The sequence below is a fragment of the Amycolatopsis sp. cmx-4-83 genome (assembly GCF_046548815.1).
GTDB classification, from domain to species: Bacteria; Actinomycetota; Actinomycetes; order Mycobacteriales; family Pseudonocardiaceae; genus Amycolatopsis; species Amycolatopsis pretoriensis_A.
Window position 1 is genome coordinate 1 of sequence record NZ_JAEBEF010000014.1, and the last position, 19,857, is coordinate 19,857.

At 73.7% G+C, this 19,857-nt stretch carries 15 protein-coding genes and 1 pseudogene; 9 read left to right on the forward strand and 7 right to left on the reverse strand.

The window, feature by feature from the left end; translation table 11 throughout:
- Positions 1 to 1,286, forward strand: a pseudogene (locus ACLJQM_RS37525) (hypothetical protein); the annotation flags it as partial.
- Here ACLJQM_RS37525 and ACLJQM_RS37530 read toward each other — a convergent pair.
- Positions 1,267 to 1,527, reverse strand: a complete 261-nt coding sequence (locus ACLJQM_RS37530) for a hypothetical protein (protein ID WP_360784636.1) — start codon at positions 1,525 to 1,527, stop codon at positions 1,267 to 1,269. The pseudogene ACLJQM_RS37525 and the gene ACLJQM_RS37530 sit on opposite strands and share 20 nt — an antisense overlap.
- Positions 1,528 to 1,639: 112 nt before the next feature.
- Between ACLJQM_RS37530 and ACLJQM_RS37535 the strand changes: the two genes are divergently transcribed.
- From ACLJQM_RS37535 to ACLJQM_RS37545, 3 genes are all read left to right on the forward strand, one after another.
- Entirely contained in the window at positions 1,640 to 1,777 is a 138-nt protein-coding gene (locus ACLJQM_RS37535) for a hypothetical protein (protein WP_360784633.1), read from the forward strand.
- Positions 1,778 to 1,842: 65 nt separating this feature from the next.
- Positions 1,843 to 4,854, forward strand: a complete 3,012-nt coding sequence (locus tag ACLJQM_RS37540; RefSeq protein WP_410635068.1) for an ATP-binding protein — start codon at positions 1,843 to 1,845, stop codon at positions 4,852 to 4,854.
- A gap of 229 nt (positions 4,855 to 5,083) precedes the next feature.
- On the forward strand, positions 5,084 to 5,209 hold the full coding sequence (locus tag ACLJQM_RS37545) for a hypothetical protein (RefSeq protein WP_410635069.1): 126 nt from the start codon (positions 5,084 to 5,086) through the stop codon (positions 5,207 to 5,209).
- Between the two features lie 113 nt (positions 5,210 to 5,322).
- On the opposite strand, the gene ACLJQM_RS37550 is transcribed toward ACLJQM_RS37545, so the two are convergent.
- Both ACLJQM_RS37550 and ACLJQM_RS37555 read right to left on the reverse strand, forming a co-directional pair.
- A complete protein-coding gene (locus ACLJQM_RS37550) occupies positions 5,323 to 10,152 on the reverse strand; it encodes an RHS repeat-associated core domain-containing protein (RefSeq protein WP_410635070.1) in 4,830 nt (1,609 codons plus the stop codon).
- A gap of 215 nt (positions 10,153 to 10,367) precedes the next feature.
- Positions 10,368 to 10,505, reverse strand: coding sequence for a hypothetical protein (locus tag ACLJQM_RS37555; RefSeq protein ID WP_360776981.1), 138 nt, complete (start codon positions 10,503 to 10,505; stop codon positions 10,368 to 10,370).
- 360 nt (positions 10,506 to 10,865) lie between these two features.
- Between ACLJQM_RS37555 and ACLJQM_RS37560 the strand changes: the two genes are divergently transcribed.
- Positions 10,866 to 12,317: a PKD domain-containing protein gene (locus ACLJQM_RS37560; protein WP_410635072.1), complete on the forward strand. Its 1,452-nt coding sequence runs from the start codon at positions 10,866 to 10,868 to the stop codon at positions 12,315 to 12,317.
- Positions 12,318 to 12,331: 14 nt separating this feature from the next.
- Entirely contained in the window at positions 12,332 to 13,789 is a 1,458-nt protein-coding gene (locus ACLJQM_RS37565; RefSeq protein WP_410635073.1) for a hypothetical protein, read from the forward strand.
- A 36-nt stretch (positions 13,790 to 13,825) separates the two neighbouring features.
- Here ACLJQM_RS37565 and ACLJQM_RS37570 read toward each other — a convergent pair whose 3' ends face one another.
- From ACLJQM_RS37570 to ACLJQM_RS37585, 4 genes are all read right to left on the reverse strand, one after another.
- The gene (locus ACLJQM_RS37570) at positions 13,826 to 14,302 is read right to left on the reverse strand and encodes a DUF4231 domain-containing protein (protein ID WP_360776977.1); all 477 of its coding nucleotides are present in this window, start codon (positions 14,300 to 14,302) and stop codon (positions 13,826 to 13,828) included.
- A gap of 115 nt (positions 14,303 to 14,417) precedes the next feature.
- The gene (locus ACLJQM_RS37575; RefSeq protein WP_410635074.1) at positions 14,418 to 15,359 is read right to left on the reverse strand and encodes an amidohydrolase family protein; all 942 of its coding nucleotides are present in this window, start codon (positions 15,357 to 15,359) and stop codon (positions 14,418 to 14,420) included.
- Positions 15,356 to 16,399: an amidohydrolase family protein gene (locus ACLJQM_RS37580; RefSeq protein ID WP_410635076.1), complete on the reverse strand. Its 1,044-nt coding sequence runs from the start codon at positions 16,397 to 16,399 to the stop codon at positions 15,356 to 15,358. The genes ACLJQM_RS37575 and ACLJQM_RS37580 overlap by 4 nt, the downstream gene beginning before the upstream one ends.
- A 52-nt stretch (positions 16,400 to 16,451) precedes the next feature.
- Positions 16,452 to 17,141: a GntR family transcriptional regulator gene (locus ACLJQM_RS37585; protein WP_410635077.1), complete on the reverse strand. Its 690-nt coding sequence runs from the start codon at positions 17,139 to 17,141 to the stop codon at positions 16,452 to 16,454.
- 108 nt (positions 17,142 to 17,249) lie between these two features.
- On the opposite strand from ACLJQM_RS37585, the gene ACLJQM_RS37590 reads away from it, so the two are divergent.
- Genes ACLJQM_RS37590 through ACLJQM_RS37600 form a run of 3 tightly spaced genes read left to right on the forward strand, consistent with a single transcriptional unit; the run spans position 17,250 to position 19,841 of the window.
- A complete protein-coding gene (locus ACLJQM_RS37590) occupies positions 17,250 to 18,092 on the forward strand; it encodes a fumarylacetoacetate hydrolase family protein (RefSeq protein ID WP_410635078.1) in 843 nt (280 codons plus the stop codon).
- Positions 18,089 to 18,619 (forward strand): flavin reductase family protein, encoded by a 531-nt coding sequence (locus ACLJQM_RS37595; protein WP_410635079.1) that lies wholly within the window; start codon positions 18,089 to 18,091, stop codon positions 18,617 to 18,619. Before ACLJQM_RS37590 ends, ACLJQM_RS37595 begins: the two co-directional genes overlap by 4 nt.
- A 25-nt stretch (positions 18,620 to 18,644) precedes the next feature.
- A complete protein-coding gene (locus ACLJQM_RS37600) occupies positions 18,645 to 19,841 on the forward strand; it encodes an acyl-CoA dehydrogenase family protein (protein WP_410635081.1) in 1,197 nt (398 codons plus the stop codon).
- Positions 19,842 to 19,857: the final 16 nt, after the last annotated feature.

The following is a 19,857-nucleotide window of genomic DNA, read 5'->3' on the forward strand; positions in this document are numbered from 1 at the left end:
AATTCGCCGACATCCTCCGCCGCAACCCCGACTACGACGGCCGCCCCATCCGGCTCATCGGCTGCGACGCCTCCTCCAACGACTTCGCCCACCGCCTCTCCCGCGAACTCGACACCGACGTCACCGCCCCCACCAAACCCGCCTGGACCGACTCCCACGGACGCGTCTTCTCCTCCGACTACGAAATCGGCCCCGACGGACGCATGCGCCCCCGCATCCCACCCGACGGGGAATGGAACACCCACCACCCCGACGGCACCACCCACCGGGCCGGCGACGACGGGTTCGCGCCCGGGGCGCACGACAAGGACGGCCTCGACGCCGACGACGCGCGGGCCCGGGGTGACGATGCCGCCGAGGCGCACAAGAAGAAGGTCCAGCAAGAGCTCGTCGACCGGCTCAACAAGCACGACGAAGAAGCCGAAAAGCTGCTCCGCAAGTACTGGCGGCAGGCCGAGGGGAACGACACCGTCCTGGCGCGGAAGAACACCGACGTCCAGCACGACGGGGCTGAACTCCCCGTGCTCCGCCGGAACGCCGACGGGGATTACGAAATCCACGACCGCCCGACCAACGTCAAGTCCGAGACCATCGACGCCCACCGGCGGGCCGGCGGACGTGACACCGCGCCGGCGCAGCTGCTGGAGGACGCCGACATCCTCGCCGCCGGGCGGCCGCACATCTGGTCCTATTTGGACGAAGCCAACCACGCGGTCCGCGGCACTCCCCTGCCGGACAGCCGCTTCGACACCGCGCTCGACCGGGTCGACCAGGCCGGGTTCAACGACGTGCAGAGCAACCACTGGAACAACCGGCTGGGCGACCTCGCCGCCGACCACGCCGTCGGCGACGGGCTCGGGCAGCCGGACTTCGCCGACCGGCCGCTGCGCCGCGTCGACGTGCCCGACCGGGGTGCGAACCACTTCGACCAGGTGCACGTGGACCCCGACGGCAACTACGTGATCGTCGAGGCGAAGGGCCCCTCGGCCGGCTACAACGCCAACGGCGGCTACGAACAGGGCCATCCCGAGTACGTCCGGAACATCATCGCCAAGATGATCGAGCGCGGCGAACCCGAAGCCGGTCACGCGCGCCTGATGCAGGCGCAGCTCGACGAAGGCAAGCTGCGCTACTTCCACGTCAAGGCCCAGGTCGAGAAGGCGGACCTGACCGGCTACACGGAGGAGCAGCTCAGGGCGATGCCCGCGGCGAAGCGGCCCGCCGACCGGTACGCCGGGTACGTGGTCCAGGAGTTCGACCTCTCCATCACCACGCGGCGGCCGTGACCGGCGGCCCGCCCGGGAAGACGACGGTCGTGCCGGCCGGTTCGCGGAGGGCGTGACACCCGAACACCCCGCGGTCACCGGCGGGGGCGCAGTGGACGCGCGTCCGGATCTCGACCTTCCGCAGCAGCCGGACCGCCGTCGGGGTGGCGGCTTCGGCCACCGGGACCGGGGCGTGGCCGAGGAGCACTGCCGCGGCCAACGCCCCGAGGCACACTCGTCCGGCGATGCCGTGTGTTCGCACGAACGGGACGTTAAAGAGCCGAGCTATCCGTTCCGCATCCCGGGAGCCGGCGCGGATAGCGATCGGATAGCGACCTTCGGGACGCTGTCGGCACGACAAGGGGAGGATCGTCATGGTGAAGAAAGCAGCGGCGTGGGTGCTCGCGCTGGCCGCCGTCGTCGTGTTCGCAACGCCGGTCACGGCGCAGGCCTCGCCGGCCGCGCCGGCCAGTCCGACGTCGGGGTGCGTCGGCTCGAGGACGGGCTGCTGACACCTCCGGGGTGAAGCGGCCCGGTCGCTGTACTCCCGGTCGGCCGCCGGGCGATACTGGCCGGCGTGGGAGTTCAGGGGGTACGGCTCGGGACGCTGCGCGTGGGCATCCTCGGACCGCTGGAGGTGTGGTCGGGCGACCGGCGGCTGAACGCCGGTGGCCGGCGCCAGCAGCGGCTGCTCGCCCTGCTCGCGCTCAACGCCAACCGCTCGCTCCACCCCGGTCAGGTGATCGACGCCCTCTGGGACGAAGCACCGCCGTCGACGGCCCGCAGCCAGGTGTACAACACCGTCGCCAAGCTGCGGGGCGCGCTGGGCGACGCCCGCACGGCCATCGCCACGGACGGCGGGAGCTACCGCCTGGTCGTCGCGGAGGGTGACGTCGACTTCCTGCGCTTCGACCGGCTCGTCACGCAGGCGCGGGAGCGGGCCGCGGCCGACCCGCGAGCGGCGAAGCAGCTGCTCGAGGCGGCACTGGGGCTGTGGCGGGGTGACGCGCTGCCGAGCCTCGAGGGCCGGGTGTTCGCCGACGCCGCCTTCGCCCTCGAGGAACGCTGCCTGGCGGCCCGCGAACTGCTGATCCAGCTGCGCCTCGAGCTGGGTGACACCGGCGGCCTCGCCGCGGAGGTGGCCGGTCTCGTCGCCCGCCACCCCGACCGCGAGACGCTCGTCGCGAAGCAGATGGCCGTCCTGCACGGCGAAGGCCGGACGGCGGAGGCCCTCCAGGTGTACGCGCGGACGAGCGCCCGCCTGGCGGACGAGCTGGGCGTCGATCCCGGACGGGAGCTGAAAGCGCTTCACGAGCGCATCCTCGGCGGTACCCCCGAGCCCGTCGTCCGGCCGGCCGGCGAACGCCGGTACCTGCCGCGGGTCGTCGCCGACTTCACCGGGCGGACGGCGGAAATCGACCGGCTCGTCGGCCTGACCCGCGACGCCGACGGCAGCGCGGTCGTCATCACCGCGCTCGACGGGATGCCCGGCATCGGGAAGACCACGCTGGCGATCCGGGTCGGGCACCTGCTGTCCGAGCGGCACCCGGACGGGCAGCTCTTCCTCGACCTCCACGGGCACACGCCGGGGCAGGCACCGGTGCCGGCCACCGCCGCGCTGGACGTCCTGCTCCGCGGCGCCGGGGTGCCGCCGGAACGCGTCCCGGACGGGCTCGACCGCCGCGCCGAGCTGTGGCGGGCCGCGGTGGCCAGCCGCCGGATGCTGGTGGTGCTCGACAACGCCGCCGACGCCGCCCAGGTCCGGCCCCTGCTGCCGGGCACCCCGGGCGTCCAGGTCCTCGTGACGAGCCGGCGGCGGCTCGCCATGCTGGAAGGCGCGACCACGCTTTCCCTCGACCTGCTCAGCGACGCCGAAGCCGCCGAATTGTTCCGCCGGATCGCCGAGCCGGGCCGCCCGCCGTTCGACCCGGACCTCGTGCGGGAGATCGCGGACCTCTGCGGCCGGCTGCCGCTGGCCATCCGGATCGCGGCGTCGCGGCTGCGAGCGCGGCCGTCCTGGACCCTGGGCTTCCTCGCGGAGCTGCTGCGCAACGAGGACCGCCGGCTCGGCGAGCTGGCCGCGGGCGACCGCAGCGTCGCCGCCGCGTTCGCCGTGTCCTACCAGCACCTCGACGCGGCCGAACAGGCCGCTTTCCGGCTGCTCGGGCTGCTGCCGGGCGGGGACTTCGACGCGCCGGCCGCGGCGGCGGTCCTCGGGATACCGCCGTCCGAAGCCGCTCCCCTGCTCGAAGAACTCGTCGACGCGAACCTGCTCGCCCAGCACGCCGCCACGCGTTACCACTTCCACGACCTGCTCCGCCAGTACGCGCACACGACGGCACTCCGGGAGTGCACCGCCGCGGAGCGGCACACCGCGATCCGGCGGCTGCTCACGCACTACCTCGCCCTCGGCCGGGCCGCCGAGCGGGTCCTCGACCCGGGCCGGTCGACCGGCGAGCCCGGGGGCCCGGTCTTCGCGTCCGCCGACGAGGCGCGGGCCGTGGTGGCGGCGGAGCACCGCAACCTGATCGCCGCGCTGCGGGTGGCGGCCCGGCACGAGGTCCCGGACATCGCGTCGGACGTTGCGGCCACCTTCGGGCCCCTGCTCGTCCGGCGCGGCTACCTCGACGACGCGCTCGACGTCTACGAACGCGGGCTCGAAGTGGCCAGGGACCGCGGGACCGAGGCGGTGCTGCACCGGAGCAAGGGGCTGGCGCTCATCGTGGTCCAGCGGCTGGACGAGGCGCTGCGCACCCTGCGTGTCGCGCTCGCCATCGAAGAGGAACGCGGCGACGAACTCGGCGCGGGCCGCGTGCACACCAACATCGGGATCGTGCACATCCGCCTCGGCCACTTCCGCGCGGCGATCCCCACCCTGCTCCGCGCCACGGAACTGGTCGCCGCCGCGGGGACGGCTCGCGACCGGGCGGCGCCCCTGCTCAACCTCGCCGTCGCCCACGCCGGGGTCGAGGACCACGATTCGGCGATCGCCTGCAGCCGGGCCGTGCTGGCCCTGCCCGGCCTCGACAACCCGTACCTCGAGGCCACGGCCCTGCTCAACCTCGGCTACGCGCTCACCGAGCGCGGGGAAACCGAGGTCAGCCTGCCGCTGCTGGAGCGGGCCCGGGCCCGGGCGCGGGAAATCGGCGCCACCGAAGTCGAAGCCCGCAGCCTGGTGTTCCTGGCCGAGTGCTTCCGTGCCCGGGCCCGGTACGAGGACGCGCTCGGGCACGGCCGGACCGCGCTGACCCTCGCCAGGGACATCGGCCACAAGGACGTCGAGAGCGCGGCGCTGACGACGCTCGGACGGATCCACGCCTCGGCGGGCGCGCGGGCGGAGGCGCGCGATTGCTTCGCCGAAGCGCTGCGCCTGACCGGCCGGGACCGCAACAGCCACGCCGACGTGCTGGCCCACGACGGCCTGGCCAGGGTGGCCCGATCCGACGGCGACCTGCGCACGGCGACGGAACACTGGACCGCGGCGCTGCCACTGGCCCGGGCGGCCGGACTCCCGATCGCCGGCCGCATCGCCACCGAGCTCGCCGGGCTCGACGAGCCCGGTGTCCCGGCGGGCCCGCCGAGCAGCTGAAAGCGCCCGCGACCACGACCCCATCCGACGGCGGCCTGCGGGCGGCGCTGGAGCACTGGACCGCCGCCCTGCCACCGGCCCGGGCGGCCGAACTCCCGATCACCGGCCGCATCGCCACCGAGCTCGCCGGGCTCGCCGAGCTCGACGAGCCCGGCGCCCCGGCGGGCCCGCCGAGCAGCTGAAAGCGCCCCCGACCACGACCCCATCCGACAGCGGCCTACGGGCGGCGGTGGAGCACTGGACCGGCGCCCTGCCACCGGCCCGGGCGGCCCAACTCCCGATCACCGGCCGCATCGCCACCGAGCTCGCCGGGCTCGACGAGCCCGGTGCCCCGCAGGGCCCGCCGAGCAGCTGAAAACGCCCGCGACCACGACCCCATCCGGCGGCGCACTGGACCGCGGCGCCGCTGGGCCCGGGCCGCCGCACTCGACGGGCTCGACGAGCCCGGTGCCCCGGCGGGCCCGCCGGTCAGCTGAAGGCGCCCGTGAGGGTGTCCATCTTGGTGCCGACCGGCGGGAACTGCGGGAGGAACTTCGGCTCCTTCGCGAAGCCGATGTACTGCTGCAGCTCCGGGGTGAGGCCCTTGTACTCCGCGTTCAGCACCAGGTGGTCGCGGATCGACCTCTCGAACCCGTTGGGCGAGTTCGGGAACTTCACGTTCGGGCTGGCCTCGACCGAGTACTCCACCTTGAGGTTCTGGATGTCGTCCCGGACCTTGTTGTACTGGCTCGGGCTGAAGCCGGCGCGGCCCAGCTCGGCGTCCGTCGGCGGCTTGGCCTTCAGCTGGTCGAGGCGCGTGTTGGCGTTCTTCAACGGGCCCTCGAACTTGCCGGACATGTTCTTGTTCGCCGTCGACGTCAGCGGCGTCATGTTGTCCGACAGGCCCGGGCCACCGAGGTTGTCGTTCTGCAGGTGGCCGCGGATCCAGCGGTTCTTGCCGTCCGGCTTGTAGCCGTTGACGTTGTTCAGCTCGTTCTGCAGCTCCGGGCTGTAGCTCGAATGCTTGGTGGTCTCCAGGTCCTTGACGTCGGTGAGCTCGCCCGGCTGCGGCTTCGAGCCGCCGGGGCGCGGCGACCCGTCGAGGGTCTGCTTCCCGGACGACGTGCCGCCGCCCTGCGAGGTCGTGCGGCCGCTGACCGGGTCCTTGCTGCCCCACGGCTTGGCGGCCGGGCCCGGCTGGTTCGACGACGTCCCGCCGGAGCTGCTGCCCTTGTTCGGCTTGGTCTTCGGGTACGGCGCCGCCGCCTGGGTGGCCGCCTTCGAGCACTTGCCCGCGTTCGACCGGCCGGAGAACCGGCGCTGGTCGTTCGGGTCCGAGCCGAAGCCGCCCGCGGTGAGGCCGAGCGGGTCGGCCGCCACGAGCGGGTCGCCGACGTAGGTCAGCGGGTTCGGCGCCGGCGCGAGGCCGAGCGGGTCGGGCGAGATGTAACGGGCGTTCGCCGGGTCGTAGTACCGGAAAACGTTGTAGTGCAGCCCGGTTTCGCGGTCGAGGTACTGGCCGGGGAACCGCAGCGGGGTCTCGGCCGCGCCCGCGCCGGACAAGCCCCACAGGCTCGTCCGCACCGCCCGGACCACGCCGTCCACGCCCACCAGGTCCACCGGCGTGCCCACGTCGTCGGTGACCAGCGCGGCCAGCCGCGTGCGGCCGTCCGGGGTGGTGACCGCCTGCGCCACCGGACGGCCGTCGTCGGGGTGGTGCACCCACGTCCACGTCTCGACCGGCGCGCCGCCCAGCGTGTGCCGGGCTTCGACCAGCGCGTTGCCGTCCCAGGTGAACTCGACCTGCTCGGCGACCGCGCCCGCCGCGTCCAGCCGCTGCTTCGCGATCCGGCGGTCCAGCGCGTCGTAGTGGTAGCGCCAGTCGGCGCCGTCCGGGGTGCGCACCGCCGTCAGGTGGTCCTGGGCGTCCCAGGTGAACGTCCAGGTCAGGTCGCCGACGCTCCGCCGGACCAGCCGGCCCTGCGCGTCGTGGGCGTAGCGCACCGCGCCGGCCGTCTCCAGCACGCCACCGGTGTAGCGGCGCGGGCCGGCTTCGGGACCGGTCCCCGGGGGCGACGACACGAGGTGGCCGAGGACGTCGTAGGCGTAGCGCTCGGCCGTGCCGGGCCGCAGCACCGCGGTGATCCGGCCGGTCGCGTCGAACTCGTGCCGCACCGCGCCTTCCGGGTCTTCGCGCGCCAGGACGCTGCCGTCCGGACGCCGGTGGTAGCGCCGGGTCCCGGCGGGCGTCCGCTGCGCCGCGAGCCGGCCCGCGGCGTCGAACTCCTGCTGCACCAACGGGTTCGCCCCGACGGCGACGGCGACCGTGCGCCCCGCGTCGTCGCGCTGCAGCGCCAGGCTGGTGCCCGCGACGTCCAGCAGGTCGGCGTCACCGGTCCGGTGCCACCGGACGTCCACTCCGGACGGGGTGCGCCGCCGGGTCACCGTTTCGCCGTCGTAGCCGAAGGTCGTGGTGCGGCCGCCGGTGGTCTGCCGGACGACCCGCCCCTCGGCGTCGTGGGCCAGCTCGACCGCGGTGCCCGGGCCGGCGGCGTGCACGAGCCGGCCGACCGGGTCGTAGCGGTAGGTCTCGGTGCCCGCGGCGGAGGTGCGCTCGGTCAGGTTGCCGAGCGGGTCGTAGCGGTACTCGACGACCTCGCCGGCGGCGTTCTCCAGGCGGACCAGCTGCCCGGCGGCGTCGTAGGCGCACCGGGTAACCCGGCCGTCGAAGTCGGACTGCGTGCGCAGCCTGCCCTCGGCGTCGTAGGTGTACTCCCAGGTCCGCCCGGCGGGGTCGACCACGGCGAGCAGGCGCAGCTCGGTGTCGTAGCGGCGGGTGGTGCGCGCGCCCGTGGGGTCGGCCGTGGCGGTGACCAGCCCGAACGGCCCGCGCTCGGTGACGGTGACGCGGCCGAGCGCGTCGGTGTGCGACGTCTCCCCGCCCTCGCCGTCGTAGGTCCACAGCTGCCGGGCGCCGTCGGCGGCCACGACGGCCCGCAGGTCGCCCTCGACCGTCCAGGTCAGCGCCGTGCGGCCACCGGCCTCGCGCACCGCGCGCGGGCGGCCGAACAGGTCGGGCTCGGCCGGGGCGGCGGGGTCGCGCGGCCGCTCGGCGGTCGACGGCTGCTCGGCGTCCTGGTCTTCGGCCACGCCGAGCGGGTCGGTGTAGGGGTCGGGCAGCGCCGTGGCCGGGTAGCGGCGGCGGAACACTCCCCCGGCGGCCTCGACCTCGATTTCGAGCGCGTCTTCGGTGCGTTCGGTCAGCAGCACGCGGGTGCCGTCCGGGCGCAGCACCGCGCGCAGGATCCCGGCGGCGTCGTGCTCGAACTCCGTGCGCCGCCCGAGCGGGTCGGTGCGGGCCAGCAGCAGGTTGTGCGGACCCCATTCGCTGCGCGTGACGCCGCCGAGCTTGTCGGTCTCGGCGACCACGTTGCCCGCCTCGTCGAACTCGAACACCTTCCGGTGCCCCAGCGAGTCGGTGGTCGTGGTGCGGCCTTCGGCGTAGGCGAGGGACCCGTCGAGGTAGCCCTGGTCGCCGACGGTCCGGACGCAGCGGCCCGCCTCGTCGTAGACGTAGCGGTACCAGGCGCCGTTGTGGTCGGTCCAGCCGGTGAGCCTGCCCTCGGCGTCGTGGTCGTAGCGCGCGGGCCGGGGCGTGGAGTTGGTGCGCTGCGCGAGGTGCCCGTACCGGTCGTAGTCGTAGTTCGCGACGGGCACGTCCCCGCCGGGCGAGACGGCCCGGATGGCCCGCACGCGGCCGCCGGCGGTGTCGAACGCGATCCGGGCGCCCGCGGAGTGCGTGAGCAGCAGCGGCGCGCCGGCGGGGTCACGGTCGAGTTCGAGGAACTCGCCGTCCTCGGTCCGGACTTCGCGCAGCAGCAGCTCGCCGTCACCGGCGGGGGTGAACCGCCGGGCCTGCCCGCGGCCGGGATCGGTGACGACGTAGTCGTCGCCGTCGGCGTGCAGCAGGCGCAGGGGGCCGTGCTGGGAAGTCGTGCCGGCGCCGGGCGCGGGCAGCGGGAAGGTGAGCACCATCGCGTCGGCCGAGTGGTAGCGCACCAGGCCGGCGTCGAGGGTCAGCCGCTCGTCGGGCAGCGCCGTCCAGGACGGGCCGAACCAGCGGCCGTCCCGGTAGGAGGACACGTGGTTGCGGGTGACGAGCTCGCCGAGCGCGCCGGGCACCACGAGGTCGACCTCGGTGAACAGCACGTCGCCGGTCGCGACGTCGATCGGGTCGAACTCGCAGACCTTCTCGTCGGGCTCCTTGTTCTTGGCCGGGTCCGGCCCGTCCTTGGGCTTGCCCTTCGGCGCGCCCGAAGGCGTGGTGGAGTTCCCGTCGGGCCCACCCCGGGTCGCGGGCGGCGGCGGTTCCGGGCTCTTCGGCGGCGGCTCGTCGGGGCCCTTCGACGCGGGTGGCGGGTCGGTCTTGGGCGGGGTGTCGGGCCCCTTGGCACCCGAGGTGTGAGTCCCGTCGTCGGGCTTGCCGTTCGGCCCGTCACCGCCTTTGCCGTGGGGCCCGTCGATGCCCTTCGGGTTGCCGTTGATGTCCGCGTGCTTCGGCGGCGGCCCCGCCTTACCCGGCTTGATGTTCTTCAACGCCTTCGCCGCATCCGCGAACAAATCCCCCGCCCGCTTCAACAACGGCACTAAGGCTTTGAGCGCCGTGACCAGCCGCTTCACCAGATCCGCGATCTTCGACGCCGTCTTCGCCACCGCACCGATCACCTGCGGCACCACCCACGTCAGACCGATACCCAAGGTGAACACCACCTGCAACGCCCAGCTGATCAAATGCCCGATCAGCTCCGCGATGATGTCCCGCACCAGCGCCCGCACCGCCGCGACCACCTCACCGGCGGTCTTCACGCCGCTGGAGGCGCCTTCGCAGCCCTTCTGCGCAGTCTCCAGCAAAGTGACGGTGTCCTGGGCACGCTGCCGGTAGGTGTCAGCGGCGTTGCCGGTCCAGGACGCGGTGTCGGCCTTCACCATCCCGGTCAGGTCCTCGCCGATGCTGCCCAGCTCGGTCGCGACGTTCTTCCAGGTTTCGGATTGGGCGGCGATCTCGTCGGCGTTGCCGGTCAGCCCGTTGAGCGCCTCCTTCAGCGGCCCGACGTGCTCCATCAGCCACCCGACCCCGGCGGCGAGGACGGCACCGAAGGGGTCCATCGCCATCGACAACGCGTCCAGAGCGGTGCCCACGGCACCCATCGCGACCGAGGCCCAGTCGCCTGATTCGATCGCGGATTTCAGGTCGTTCGCCGACTCCAGCAGCGAGATGCCCGAGTACGCCTTGGTCGAGTCCTTGGTCTCCGCGACCAACGGGTTGCTGATGGCGCCCTACCTCCCCGTGAATCTTTCTTGAACGTCCATCAAAGCACGAAGCCGTCGACGGCCTTTCGGCCACGCGCGCAAGGGGGACGGCGGTTGCCCGACCGCACCCGAAAGTGTGCCCGTGGCCACCCGGGGCCGGACGCCGGAGTGGGGGCACATCGAAGTACTTCCGGGCCCCGACGAGGGGGGTTGGTCCGGGCCCGTCACCAGAGATCCTTCAGCTGGTTGATGAGGTTCACGACCTGCTCGACCAGTGTCAGGGCGATGACGAACGGACTGATGGCTGCCGCGACGCGCAGCTTCGTCGTCTTCTTCTCCCGGTGGAACTTCCGATGCGCCATGGGCTTCTCCGTGGTTGTGGCCCGCTCGCGCGGACCAGCTACCCCGGGTTTCCCCGGGGCTCCCGAGCCGGTGCCCGGAAGTTGACGGGAAGAAGCCCTGTCGCCCCGCCAGCGTAGCAACAGGCGGCCGCCGAGAGCCCGATTCGCCGTGACCGGCCCCCTCACCGGGTGTCCGGTTTTGTCAGCCGGTGCCCGGCCGTTGCGGCATCCGGTCTAATTCCGCCCCGACCCGGTCACATCGGGCGGCGCAGCGCCGATACGTCCGGCAGGGATCTTCGTCATGGGGGCGGGGAAGTTCACGAGGGGGAACGAATCGTGCTGTTTTCTTCACGCTCGAGCGGCTCGAGAGGGCGGACGGCCGTGGTCGCTGTGCTGGCCGCGGCGCTGGCCACCGCGGTGCCGGGGGTCGCGCACGCCGCGGCGGCGCCGGCCAACGACGACTTCGACAGCCCGGCCGCCGTCGCCGCGCTGCCGTTCACCGCGCAGGAGGACACCGGCGGGGCCACCGAGGCGGCCGACGACCCGGTCTGGTGCGAGGGGGACGCGGCGAGCGGGACGGTCTGGTTCCGGTACACCGCGACCCAGGACGGCCTGCTGCGCGCCACGACGACGGGCAGCGACCACCGCACCGTCCTGTCCGCGAGCACCGGGGCGCGCGGGCACCTGCAGCCCGTGGCCGACGGCTGCGACTACGGGACGGACGCCACCATCACCTTCCGGGCCACCGCGGGGACGACCTACTCCTTCCAGGTCTCCGGTATCGAGACCCCGGGCGGCGCGCTGTCGTTCGCGCTCGACACGATCGCGCCGGCGGCCAACGACGCCTTCGCCGACGCCGAGCCGGTGACCGCCCTGCCGTTCACGCGGCAGCCGGACCTCTCGCTCGCCTCGACCGAGGCCGGGGAGCCGGCGTCGACCTGCGTGGACGACGAGGCCCAGCCCTCGGTCTGGTACTCCCTGCCGGCGGCGGACGCGGCGCGCTCGCTCACCGCGCGGGTCGACGGGGCCGCCGCCGTCACCGTGTACGCCGGGAACTCGCTGGCGGAGCTGACGCAGGTCGCGTGCAAGCGGAGCTCGGGCAACCCGGTCGCGTTCGGGGCGGCGGCCGGCACCCGCTACGCCGTCCGCGTGACCGGGCCGCACCGCGGCTACGGGCCGGTCGAGCTGGAACTGGCCACAGCGCCGCCGCTGGACCCGTACGTGTACGTGTCGCCGACGTCCGCGACCGTGTTCGACAACGTCGGCTTCTCCGCGTCTTCGTACCAGGCGATCGACCGGCCGCTCGGCGGGACGTGGGACTTCGGCGACGGCAAGTCGGCCCCGGTCGGCGAGGACACCGTGTACCACCGCTACGCGGCCGACGGTGTCTACCCGGCCGCGCTCCACGCGAAGTCGCCCGACGGGCGCACCAAGACGGTCGACGTCCCGATCACGGTGCTCACGCACGACGTCGGGATCGCCAAGTTCGTCGTGCCCACCTCGGCGCGGCAGGGGGAAAGCAAGCCGATCTCCGTGGACGTGACCAACACGCGGTACGCCGAGACGGTCACCGTCGCGCTGTCCAAGCTGTCCGGGGACTCCTGGACCGACGTCGGCCGGCTCACGCTCCAGGTGCCCGCGCGGGCCACCGGCAAGGTCCGGTTCCCCTTCTCCTACACCTTCGGCCCCGGCGACGCGCTGTCCGGCAAGGTCGCGTTCCGCGCCGACGTCCGGCTGCAGTACCCGGCGGAAGACGCCTTCCCGGCGGACAACACGGCGGTCTCCATCGCCACCACCGTCAAGCCGCCCGCCACGCGCATCGCTGCCGTCTGACCAGGGGGAACACCATGAAACCGTCCATCCGCCCGCTGCTCGCGGGCCTCGTGGCCGCCACGGCCGCGCTGCTGGCTCCCGGCGTCGCCCACGCGGCGGCGCCGTCCAACGACGACTTCGGGTCCGCCACGCCCGTCACCGCGCTGCCGTTCCAGGCGTCCCAGGACGCCCGCGAGGCGACGACCGCGCCCGGCGACCCGACGCCGTGCGGGGCCTACACCACCTGGAACGTCTGGTACGACTACACCGCCGCCGCGGACGCGATCGTCCGGGTGACGCCGTCGTCGAGCACCTCCTCGCGGCCGTTCGTCGCGGTCTACACCGGTGACCGCGGGGCGCTGACGCAGGTGCCGGGCGCCTGCGCGGCGTGGAGCAACCCCGGCTCGGCGACGTTCCACGCCACCGCCGGGACGACCTACCACGTCCTGCTCGCCCAGCAGTACAACCAGGGCGACCTGACCGTCGGGTTCGCCGCGGTGCCGCCGGCGCCGAACGACGACTTCGCGACCGGCCCGGCGGTCACGGTGCCCGGGCAGTACGCCGGCGACCTGACGGTGGCTTCGGCCGAGCCCGGCGAGGTCAAGCCGAGCTGCGACCCGGCCGCCGAGCGGTCCGTGTGGTTCCGGTTCACCCCGGACCGCACCCGGCCGGTGAGCGTGCGGGCGATGTACGACTGGGGCCCGGGCATCACGGTGTACCGCGGCACGGCCGCGGACGCGCTGTCCGAAGTGGACTGCGTGGCCTCCGGCGACCGCCGCCCGGCCGTGTTCTCCGGCGTCGCCGGGGAGACGTACCGGATCCGCGTCGCCGACGATGTCGACGCCGCGTCGCTGTACAACATCGAACTCGATGTGGCGCCGCCCCTTTCGCCGTGGGTCAACACCTACCCCGACACCCCGACGGTGTACTCCGACGTCACCATGACCCCGTCCACCGGCGACAGCCTGAACCGGCCGTTCGTCAGCGGCGAGGTGCGCTTCGGTGACGGCGGCTCGGCCCCCATCACCGGCGCGCCCATCACCCACCGCTACGCGGCCGACGGCACCTACCGGGTCGAGGTGACCGGGTCGACCGCCGACGGCCGCACCGGAACCGGCGCCGGCACGCTGAAGGTCGAAACGCACGACGTCGCGCTGTCGGACTTCGTCGTGCCGGCCAAGGCACGGGTCGACGACACCAAGCAGATCAAGGTGTCGGTGGCGAACGCCCGCTACGACGAGACCGTCACGGTCACGCTGTACCGGCTGAACGACCAGGGCACCTACTACCAGCAGGTCGGGCAGTCGGAGCAGTGGGTGCCGGCGGCGGGCCGCAAGACGGTCTTCCCCTTCGCGTACACGTACACGGCGGCGGACGTCGCGGCGGGCAAGGCGGCGTTCAAGGTCGTCGCGAGCATCGACGCCCCCTACCCCGGCGACGCCCGTCCCGAGGACAACGAGCTGCTCGGCACGACGGCGGTCCGCACCCGCTGACCCCGGGCGCCGGTGTCCGCGAACCGGGCACCGGCGTCAGGCCGACGGGCCCTGGCCGGGGTTTTCCTGGAGCTTGCGCCGCCGGGAGGCCCACCGCTGGGTCTCGGAGGTGACGATCTCGTCGACGGCGGCGAGCAGCGCCCGCCGGTCCGCCTCGCCGCGGCGGTCTTCGGGGAGCAGGCGGTACTGGTGGACGACGCGCCGCAGCTCCGACCAGCGGCCGATGAACTCGACCCAGTTCTCGTGCCAGTCGAAGGACCGCCGCAACCCGGTGACGACCAGGGTGGTGGCGGCCAGCACGGCGGTCACCCAGGCGACGGCCCCGAGCGCGGCGGCGACGGTGGTGGCCGCGGAGCCGAGCAGCAAGGCGACCTCGGTGACGCGGTTCGCCAGCCGGTTCCGGTCGGCGTTGCGCCGGTACCAGCCGAGCTCCCGCAGCGCGACGGCCAGCGCGGGATCCGGCTCATCCCACGGATCAACGGCGCCCTCGGCGCGCGAACTACCCGAATCCATGGCGCGACAGTAGCGCCTCGAGCAGCCTTCACCGGACCATCGGCACCATCGCGTCGGCCACGCCGGGCCAGGTGGGCTCCGAGCCGGCCCGGCGTCCTCCCCGGAACCTCCCGCGTCAGAGCCGCGGGAACAGCTTCGAGCAGTTGCGGCTCGTCAGCTCCCGCCACGTCGTCCCCGGCGGCTGCGGGGCCGCGTCGATGCTCGCCAGCTGGGCGTCCACCGCCGCTGGTGGGGTCCAGCAGAAGTCGCTGCCGTACAGCAGCCGGTCGGTGCCGAACGCGCGCTCGAACGCCGGGACCTGGTGCGGGAACGGGGTTCCCGCGATGTCGAACCACAGCTCGCCGATCTGCTCGGGCACCGGCCGCCCGCCGGACTCCCCCGCGAACGCCGTGCGGAACAGCTCCAGACGCTCGGCCAGCAGCGGCAGCACCCCGCCGCCGTGGGTGAAGATCCACCGGATCCCCGGGTAGCGCGCCGCCACGCCCGCGAAGACCAGGTCGCTCACCGCACGGCCGGTGTCGTAGAGGAACTCCAGCATCGGCCGCGGCCTGCCGAGCGCGATCTCCGCCGCGTGCGGCGGTGACGTGGGGTGCACGAACACCGGCGTCCCGCGGCGGTCCAGCTCCGTCCACAAGGGAGCGAACGCCGGGTCGCCGAGGTAGCGGCCGGCCGCGTTGGTCTCGATCGTGACACCGTCGCAGCCCAGTTCGTCGACGGCGTGAGCGAGTTCGGCCAGCGCACCGTCCACATCGGGCAGGGGCAGGGACGCGAAGTGCCCGAACCGGTCCGGGTGGGCTCGACGGACCTCCGCGCCGGTGTCGTTGACGTGCCGCGCGAGCGTCCGCGCCGCGGCGTCGTCGCCGAAGTGGACGCCCGGCGACGAGATCGACAGCAGGGAAACCCCGATGCCCCAGCGGTCCATCAGTTCGAGGTGCCGCGCGGCGTCCCAGGTGGGCCAGCCGGGCATGCCGTCCGGCGAGCCGTGCCCGGCCGCGATCGCGGCTTCGACGTACCCCGGGGTGAGGAAGTGCGCGTGGACGTCGACCAGGCCGCTCACGCGACCACCTCGCCGGCCGCCCAGACGCGGCGGACCTTCGCCGTCGCCGTGATGTCCCGGGTCGGGTCGCCGTCGACGAGCACCAGATCCGCCCGCAGCCCTTCCCGCACGGCGCCGCGGTCAGCGAACCCGAAGTGCCGGGCCGGCAGCTCGGTGGCCGCACGCAGGACGTCCACTTCGGACAGCCCGGCGCCGGCCAGCAGCACCAGCTCGTCGTGCAGGCTCGCACCCTGCACGACCGGGAAGGGCAGCATCGGCGCGGAAAACGCGTCCGTGCCCGCGAGGGTCGGCACGCCGGCCGCGTGCAACGCCGCGACCGAGCCGCGACTGGCCTCGTACCCCTCGGCGCCGAGCTTGGTCGTCAGCGCCGCCATCATCGTCAGCGTGGGCACGGCGACCTGGCCCTGCGCCGCCATCCGGGCCGCGGTCTCGGCGTCGAGGACGCCGTCGCGCGGGACGTGCGTGACGACGTCCGCCCCGGCCCGCACGGCGCGGCGGTAGGCGTCGACCGACGAGGCGTGGGCGACGGTGAGCTTGCCGTGCGCCTTGCCTTCGGCGACGACGGCGTCGATGGTCGCCTGGCCGAGCAGGTCGCCCTCGATGACGACCTTGATGTAGTCGGCTCCCTCGGCGACGCGGCGCGCGACGAACACCGCCGCCTGCCCGGGTGCGGTGAGGATCGCCTCCGCGGGCATGCCGGGCATCTTCGCGTGGTTGCCGCCCGGTCCGATCGCGGGCACGCCCGCGCTGCGGATGTCGGGCACCCGGCCGCGGAAGGACTCGACGCGCTCGCGGGGCCAGCACGCCATGTCGAGCGCGGTGGTGATCCCGTGCGCGGCGAGCGCGCTCAGGTCGTCCGGGGTGAGCAGGTGGACGTGGGCGTCGAAGAGGCCGGGCAGCAGCGTGGCGCCGGCGCAGCCGACGACTTCGGCACCGGCCGCGTCGCCGCCGAGCACCGCGCCGTCGAGCACGACCGTCGTGGGTTCGGTCAGGCCGGTGCCGTCGAAGACGCGCACGCCGGTCAAAGCGGTCTTGGTCATGAGTCCTTCCCGGGTAGCCAGGCGGGGAGCGGGTCGTGGATCCCGGCCGGGCTCACGAGGCGGGCTCGACGCCGAAGCTGGACTCCATCACGATCTCCCGCGTCCGGTTGATGTGCGCTTCGAACCGCTCGACCGCCAGGTCGGGGTCGTGCGCCAAGGCCGCGTCCACGAGGCCCTGGTGCTCGCCCGCGACGTCGCGGTGCCGTTCTTCGCCGCCGGGGCCGGACCAGGCGCGGTAGAGCTCGGCCGCGTCGGAGAGCCGGGTGCAGATGTCGAGCAGCACCGCGTTGCCGCACGCCTTGATCAGCGTGTGGTGGAACTCCAGGTGCGCGCGGGCCCACTCCTCGTTGCGCCGCACGGGCGGCCCGGTCAGGAGCATCGGCTGCCCGGCGAGCCGGTGGTGCGCGGCCAGTACCTCGGACTCCCAGGTGACGCCGCCGCGCTGCACCGAAAGCCGCAGCGCCGAGCCTTCGTTGATCGCCCGCGCCTCGGTGAGGTCGGCGAGCGCCTGCATCGACAGCGGCGTCACGCGGAACCCGCGGTTGCGGTCGACCTGCACGAGGTCCTTGGCCGCCAGCAGGCCCAGCGCTTCGCGCACGACACTGAGGCTGACCCCGAACTCGGTGCTCAGGTCGGCCGGCTTCAGCCGCTCTCCCGGGGCCAGTTCGCCGTTGAGGACCGCCGATCGCAGCCGGGAGTACACCGACACGGCCAGGCTTTCGCCACCCGCTCTCTTCGCCATGCCGAGACGGTAACACACTCTCCACACAAGAATCGATTCTTACCTTGACAGTCGGATATTGCGAGCAGAGTATGAGGTGGCATCGGCCCCTCGATCGAAAGGCCTTCAATGCGGATCGCCAACCTCGCCGGCCGGCTCGTCCTCCTCACGGGGGACGGGGCCGTCGACGTCGAGCGCGCCAGTGCGCAGCGCTTCTCCGCCGACCCCCACGCCGTCTACGCCCGCTGGGACGAGTTCACCGAATGGGCGGCCGGTCGCCCGGCCACCGGAGCCGAAGCGTTCGACGAGGCCGCGCTGCGGGCGCCGTCGCCGACGCCGTCGCAGGTCTTCGGCGTCGGGCTGAACTACCGCGACCACGCGGCCGAGTCCGGCCTCGGCCTGCCGGACGCCCCCGCCGTGTTCACGAAGTTCCCCAGCTGCCTCACCGGACCGCACGGCGGGATCGCGCTCACCGGGTCCACTGTGGACTGGGAGGTCGAGCTCGTCGCCGTCATCGGCCGCGAGGCGCGCAACGTGCCCGCCGAGCGCGGCTGGGAGCACGTCGCCGGGCTGACCGCCGGCCAGGACCTCTCCGACCGGACGGTGCAGCTGGCCGGCCCGGCCCCGCAGTTCAGCCTCGGCAAGTCCGCGCCCGGCTTCGGGCCGACCGGGCCGTGGCTGGTCACCCCGGACGAGTTCGCCGACCGCGACAACCTCGAGCTCAGCTGTGCGGTCAACGGCGAGTCCGTGCAGAAGGGCCGCACCAGCGACCTCGTCTTCTCGGTGCCCGAGCTGGTCGCGCGGCTCTCGGCCACCCTGCCGCTGCGGCCGGGCGACGTGATCTTCACCGGCACCCCGGCCGGCGTCGGCGTGGCCCGCAGCCCGCAGCGGTTCCTGGCCGCCGGCGACGAACTCGTCACCACGGTCGAAGGCATCGGCTCGATGCGCCACCGGTTCACCGAGCCGGCATGACCACCGTGGACGCGAACCGGTTCCGCGCGGTGATGGCCGCGGTCTGCGCGCCGGTCACGGTCGTCACCACGACCGCCGCGGACGGCCCGCGGGGCGCCACCGTCAGCTCGTTCACCTCGCTCTCCCTCGACCCGCCGCTGGTGAGCGTCGCGTTCGACCGGCGATCGGCGCTGCTGGCCGAGATCCTCGACGCGGGCCGGTTCGGCGTGAACCTGCTCGGCCAGGGCCAGGACGACCTCGCCGTCCGGTTCGCCACCCGCGGCGCCGACCGCTTCGGCGGCGAGACCGCCTGGTTCACCGACGACCGCCTGCCCCGGCTGCGCGACGCCGCCGGCTGGGTGGCCTGCGACCTGGAGCGGGTCGTCGAGGCCGGCGACCACCTCCTGCTGTTCGGCCTGGTCACCGCGCTCGGCCGGGCCGAGCTGCCGCCGCTCGTGTACGCCCACCGCACGTTCGGCACCCACTCCCGCTACGCCGAGCGGCCGCGCCCGCTCATCACCGACCAGATCGCCGCCTGCGCCCGCTGACCCGCCTCGGAAGGACACCGCCGTCATGACCCTCGCGACCGAACAGCCCGCGCCCACCCTCGACCAGCTCCTCGCCCGCATCGCCGACATCCGGCCGCTGCTGGAGAAGAACGCCGCCCAGGGGGAGGCCGACCGGCGCGTCGTCGAAGAGAGCATCGCCGCGCTGACCGACGTCGGCGCGTTCAAGATCGCCCAGCCCCGCCGCTACGGCGGGTACGGGCTCCCGGTCCGCGCGATGCTCGACGTTTCCGCCGCGGTCGCCGAAGCCGACGGCGGCACCGCCTGGGTCGTCGCGCTGAGCAACGTCTGCGCGTGGCTCGCCGGCCTGTTCAGCCGGCAGGCGCAGGACGACATCTGGGGCGCGAACCCCGGCGCGAAGGTGTCCGGCGTGCTCGCCCCGACCGCCGAAACGACCAAAGTGGACGGTGGACGGCGCGTCACCGGCCGCTGGTACTACAACTCCGGCTCCTGGCACGCCGACTGGGCCGCGCTCGGCATCCCGCTGACCGACGAGCGCGGCGAGGTCGTCGACCAGGGCATGGCCCTGCTCCCCCGCACCGAGCTCGGTTTCGAGGACACGTGGTTCGTCGCCGGGATGCGCTCGTCGGGGTCCAACTGCCTGATCGCCGACGACGTCTTCGTGCCCGAACACCGCGTGATGTCGGTGCCACCCGCCATCGGCGGGCAGTACGCGGTCGACGCGCCCGAGGAGGACGTGTTCCGCGCCGCGCTCGTCCCCGTGCTCACGCTCGTGCTGGCCGGCCCGCAGCTCGGTCTCGGCCGCAAGGCGCTGGAGCTGGTGCGCGAAAAGGCGCCCCGCAAAGCGATCTCGTACACGACGTACGCGACCCAGGCCGACTCCGTGGCCTTCCAGCTGCAGCTCGCCGAAGCAGCGCTGCGGATCGACACCGCGCACCTGCACGCCTACCGGGCGGCCGACGACATCGACGCGGCGTCGGCGGCGGGCACCTACCCCGGCGTCGAAGCCCGCGCCCGGACCCGCGCCGACACCGGCTGGGCGGTCGAGAACATCACCCGCGCGATCGACGTCCTGCTCTCCGCACACGGCGCGGGCAGCTTCGCCGACGTCAACCCGCTGCAGCGGATCTGGCGCGACTCGGCGGTCGCCGCCCGGCACGCGATCGTGCTGCCCGCGGTCAACTACGAGGTCTACGGCAAGGCCCTGCTCGGCCGCGACGACCAGATCACCCCGCTCGTCTGAGACCCGGAGGAACCGG